At 69.8% G+C, this 4928-nt stretch carries 4 protein-coding genes; 1 reads left to right on the top strand and 3 read right to left on the bottom strand.

Annotated features, from left to right (window positions below):
* Positions 1–83 precede the first annotated feature (83 nt).
* On the bottom strand, positions 84–2774 hold the full coding sequence (gene topA, locus Q7P21_RS19355; RefSeq protein WP_304179863.1) for a type I DNA topoisomerase: 2691 nt from the start codon (positions 2772–2774) through the stop codon (positions 84–86).
* Between the two features lie 174 nt (positions 2775–2948).
* Here topA and Q7P21_RS19350 point away from each other — a divergent pair, with 174 nt between their 5' ends.
* The gene (locus tag Q7P21_RS19350) at positions 2949–3128 is read left to right on the top strand and encodes a hypothetical protein (protein ID WP_304169768.1); all 180 of its coding nucleotides are present in this window, start codon (positions 2949–2951) and stop codon (positions 3126–3128) included.
* 15 nt (positions 3129–3143) lie between these two features.
* Here Q7P21_RS19350 and dprA read toward each other — a convergent pair whose 3' ends face one another.
* Together dprA and plsY are read right to left on the bottom strand one after the other, a co-directional pair.
* Positions 3144–4241, bottom strand: a complete 1098-nt coding sequence (gene dprA, locus Q7P21_RS19345) for a DNA-processing protein DprA (protein ID WP_304169769.1) — start codon at positions 4239–4241, stop codon at positions 3144–3146.
* Positions 4238–4900 carry a glycerol-3-phosphate 1-O-acyltransferase PlsY gene (gene plsY / locus Q7P21_RS19340; RefSeq protein WP_304179861.1) on the bottom strand — a complete coding sequence of 221 codons (663 nt, stop codon included), beginning with the start codon at positions 4898–4900 and terminating at the stop codon, positions 4238–4240. The genes dprA and plsY overlap by 4 nt, the downstream gene beginning before the upstream one ends.
* Positions 4901–4928 lie beyond the last annotated feature (28 nt).

The raw sequence follows: 4928 nt of genomic DNA, 5'->3' as shown, positions 1-4928 counted from the left end.
CCGGTGTCCGTGCGATGTCCGTACGGTCCGGCGCGCTGGGGTGGCCGGGACAAGCCCGGCCATGACCATCCGAAGGGGAGAGCCTAGCCCTCCTCGTCGTCCCACGGCGCGGCGGCGGTCGCCGCGGCGGCGGCAGGCTTCTTTGCCGCGGCAGGCTTCTTGGCGGCGGGCTTCTTCGCCGCCGGTTTCTTGGCCGCAGCCTTCTTGGGGGCCGCAGCCTTTTCAGCCTTGTCGGCCTTCGGCGCCGCCTTAGGCTTCGCCGCCTTCTTCGCCGGCTTCTTGCCACCGCCCTTGGCCTCGCGCTCTGAGAGCAGCTTGACCGCCTCTTCGAGCGTCATGTTCGCAGGGTCGGAGCCGCGCGGCACATTGGCGTTGGTGGAGCCGTGCTTGATGTAGGGACCATAGCGGCCCGACAGCACCTTGACCGGGGCGCCGTCGACCGGGTGGGCGCCCAGGTCCTTCAGAGCTGCGGCCTCGGCCCGGCCGCGTCCGGCGCCCGAGCGCTTCTCGGCGATCAGGGTGACGGCGCGGTTCAGCCCGACCTCGAACACCTCATCGACGCTGGGCAGGTTGGCGTAGGTGCTGTTGTGCTGCACGAAGGGGCCGTAGCGGCCGATGCCGGCCAGGATCATGCCGCCGTCTTCCGGGTGAGCGCCGACCTCGCGGGGCAGGCGCAGCAGGCGCAGGCCTTTTTCCAGGTCCATGGCCGCCGGCGGCCAGGATTTGGGCAGGCTTGACCGCTTGGGCTTTTCGCCCTCGCCGAGTTGCACATAGGGGCCGAAGCGGCCGACCTTGAGGAACACGGTCTCGCCGGTCAGCGGATCGACGCCGAGTTCACGGTCGCCGCTGACGTTTTCCGCGTCGTCCTCGGACTGGGCCAGGGGCCGCGTGTAGCGGCATTCCGGATAGTTGGAGCAGCCGATAAAGGCGCCGAACTTGCCGGTCTTCAGGCTGAGCTTGCCTGTCGCGCAGGTGGGGCAGCCGCGCGGATCGGAGCCGTCGGCCTTTTCCGGGAAGATGTGCGGACCGAGCGCCTCGTTCAGGGCGTCGAGCACATGGGTCGTGCGCAGTTCGGCGATCTCGCCCACCGAGGCGGCGAACTGGGTCCAGAACTCGCGCAGCAGGGCCTTCCAGTCGAGCTCGCCGGCCGAAACCAGGTCGAGCTTTTCCTCCAGGGCGGCGGTGAAGTCGTACTCCACGTAGCGGGCGAAGAACTGCTCCAGGAAGGCGGTGACCAGCCGGCCCTTGTCCTCGGGAATGAAGCGGTTCTTGTCCATCCGCACATAGGCGCGGTCACGCAGCACGGTCAGGACGGAGGCGTAGGTCGAGGGTCGGCCAATGCCGAGCTCTTCCATCTTCTTGACCAGGCTGGCTTCCGAATAGCGCGGCGGCGGTTCGGTGAAGTGCTGGTCGGAGCGGGAGGCGACCACGCGGGCGTCGGCGCCTTCCTTGACCTGGGGCAGGCGGCCGCCCTCTTCGTCATCAGCGTCGTCGCGACCTTCCTCGTAGACCGCCAGATAGCCGTCGAACAGCACCACCTGGCCAGAGGCGCGCATGCCGGTCTTGCCGTCGGCGCTTTCCAGGTCGATGGCGGTGCGCTCGATGCGGGCGCTCTCCATCTGGGAGGCGATCATCCGTTTCCAGATCAGCTCATAGAGCCGGCCGAGGTCGCTATCCAGACGCAGGGAGCCGGGATTGCGGGCCAGGCTGGTGGGGCGGATGGCTTCGTGGGCCTCCTGGGCGTTCTTGGCCTTGGTCTTGTAGATGCGCGGGGCCTCGGGGACATATTCGCGGCCATAGAGGCCGGCGATCACGATCCGGGACTCGTCGAGGGCTTCGGGCGCCGCCTGGACGCCGTCGGTCCGCATATAGGTGATCAGACCCACGGTCTCGCCGCCGATGTCGACGCCTTCGTACAGCTTCTGAGCGGCCTGCATGGTGCGCTGGGCCGAGAAGCCGAGCTTGCGCGAGGCTTCCTGCTGCAGGGTCGAGGTGGTGAAGGGCGGGGCGGGCGAGCGCTTGCCGGGCTTCTTCTCGACGGCGGAGATCTTGAAGGTCGCCGCCTGGACCGCCGCCTTGGCGGCCTGGGCCGAGGCCTCATTCCCGAGGTCGAACTTGGTGAGGCGCTTGCCCTCATGCTTGACCAGGCGGGCCAGGAACGGGTCGCTGCCGGCGGTGACGTCGGCCTCGACGGTCCAGTACTCCTGGGTCTTGAACTTCTCGATTTCGATCTCGCGATCGACGACCAGACGCAGGGCGACGGACTGCACGCGGCCGGCCGAGCGGGCGCCCGGCAGCTTGCGCCACAGCACCGGCGACAGGGTGAAGCCCACCAGATAGTCCAGGGCGCGGCGGGCCAGATAGGCCTCGACCAGCTCCATGTCGATGTCGCGCGGGTTCTTCATCGCCTCGGTCACCGCCGAGCGGGTGATGGCGTTGAACACCACGCGCTGGACGATGGCGCCTTTGACGGCCTTCTTCTTCTGCAACACCTCCAGCACGTGCCAGGAGATGGCTTCCCCTTCGCGGTCGGGGTCGGTGGCCAGGATGATGCGCTCGGCGCCCTTGGCGACCTCCGCGATGTCGGAGAGACGCTTGGCGGACTTGGCGTCCACGTCCCAAAGCATGGCGAAGTCCTCATCGGGCTTCACCGATCCATCCTTCGCAGGCAGGTCGCGAACATGTCCGTACGAGGCCAGAACCGTATAGTTCGGACCCAGGTACTTGTTGATGGTCTTGGCCTTAGCGGGGCTCTCGACGACGACGAGGTTCATGTGTGACTGGGCGTTCCAACGGGCGGAGCGCCCGGAATTCAAGGGCCCGGAAGGTGGGGCGGGCGCCCCCCACATGTCAACGGCCCCTGATAAAGCTTCCCAGCCGGCAACTTCAAGATGTTGACAACTTATACGCGCTGATCGGCGCGGAATCGGCTAGGGACCGGAGCAGCCATGTCCAAGTCCCCCGCCCAGTCTCCCGCTCAACTCGCCGCCGGCTTCATCGCCGAGGCGCTCGACGAACTGGTCGATCTGGCCGCTCGCCATGGACACCAGGGCCTGGCCGACGTGCTGACGCGGGCCATGGGCGAGGCGGTCAGGGCCGCCCATTCCGGACCCGACCGCCGCCACTAGGCGGGCCTTCACGCTTCAGGTCCGGGCGACCGCGCCGCCGGGGGAGAACTCGACCCGTCCGGCCAGGGCCAGTTCCGCCAGGGCGGCCAGTACATGGGCCGGCGGCGCGCCGACCGCGCGGATCAGGTCGTCGCGGGTGACGGGGGTGGGTGAGATCAGGGCGAAGACCTGTTCGCGCAGGGCGTCGATCTCAGCGTCGCCGGGCGTGGCGGCGAGGAAGCTGGGGCCCTCCGGTTCGCCGAAGCCGCGCCAGCCCTCCAGCGCGCGGAGAACGTCGTCGGCGCCCTCGCACAGGGCCGCGCCCTGGCGGATCAGGTCGTTGCAGCCCTTGGCGCGGGGATCGAGCGGCGAGCCCGGCACGGCCAGCACCTCGCGTCCCTGTTCCAGGGCGAGGCGCGCGGTGATCAGAGAGCCGGAACGGACCTCGGCCTCGACCACCACCACCGCCCGGGACAGGCCGGCGATGATCCGGTTGCGGCGAGGGAAGTCCTTGGCCTGGGCGGTGCGGCCCGGCGCGTTCTCGGACACCACGCAACCCTCGGCGATGATCCGCGCGTGCAGCTCGCGATGCTCGGACGGATAGACGTCGTCTGGCCCGCCGCCGAGCACCGCCACCGTGCCGGTGGCCAGGGCGCCCTCGTGCGCCGCGCCGTCAACGCCCCGGGCCATGCCGGAGACCACGACCTGACCGGCGGCGCCCAGGTCGGCGGCGAGACCGCGGGCGAACCTCTGGCCACTGGCGGAGGCGACGCGGGCGCCGACCACGGCCACGGCGGACCGGTGCAGCAGGTCGGTGTCGCCCCAGGCCCAGATCACCGGCGGCGGGGGATCAAGGGCGGCCAGGCTGGCGGGGAAATCGGGCTCGCACGCGGCGATCAGTCGCGCGCCGAGCCGTGCGCCGCGTTCAAGCTCCGCCTCGATCTCGGACAGGCTCGGTACGCCGAGCGGCGACACCCGTCCGCCGCGTCGGGCCAGATCTGGCAGGGCGGCGAGCGCGATGGAGGCCTCGCCATAGCGACCGATCAGCTGGTCGAAAGTCACTGGACCGACATTCTCGGTGCGCGCCAGCCGGAGCCAGTCGCGCCGGGCGGCGTCGGTCAGGTCTCGTGTCACGGGGCCGGGGCTTCCTCAGGCGGCGCGTCCTTCTTGGCGCCGATCTTCGGCTCCTCGCCCTTGAGCAGGCGGCGGATGTTGGCCTCGTGGCGGATGTAGATCAGCACCGCCATGAACAGGCAAAGCCAGGTGACGGGCAGGGGGCGGTCGAAGACGAAGGCCGCGAAGATCGGGGCCAGGGCCGCCGCCGCCAGGCCGGCCAGGGAGGAGATGCGGAACAGGAAGGCCACGGCCAGCCAGGTGGCGCCTGCGGCCATCCCCACGGGCCAGGCGGCCGCCAGCAGGGTCCCGAAGAAGGTCGCCACCCCTTTGCCGCCCTTGAACTTCAGCCAGACGGGGAACAGGTGGCCGAGGAAGGCGGCGCCGGCCGCCAGCGAGGTCAGGAGGGCTTGCGCCTCCTTCGGTCCGTCGCGGGTGGCGAGCCAGGCGATCAGCACCGCCACCGCGCCCTTGCCGCCGTCGCCCAGCAGGGTGATCAGGGCCAGGTCCTTGCGGCCGGTGCGCAGGACATTGGTCGCCCCGATGCTGCCGGAGCCGATAGCCCTGACGTCGCCCGCACCGCCCATCCGCGTGGCGATCACCCCGAACGGAATGGATCCCAGCAGATATCCGCCGATCACGGCGCAGGCGATCAGCAGCGGGCTGAGCTCAACAGGCATGGTCTTCCCCCCAAGGTTTGAGGTCGAG

The sequence above is a fragment of the Phenylobacterium aquaticum genome, from assembly GCF_947378715.1.
GTDB classification, from domain to species: Bacteria; Pseudomonadota; Alphaproteobacteria; order Caulobacterales; family Caulobacteraceae; genus Phenylobacterium; species Phenylobacterium aquaticum_A.
This window is presented reverse-complemented; position numbering and strand designations above follow the sequence as displayed.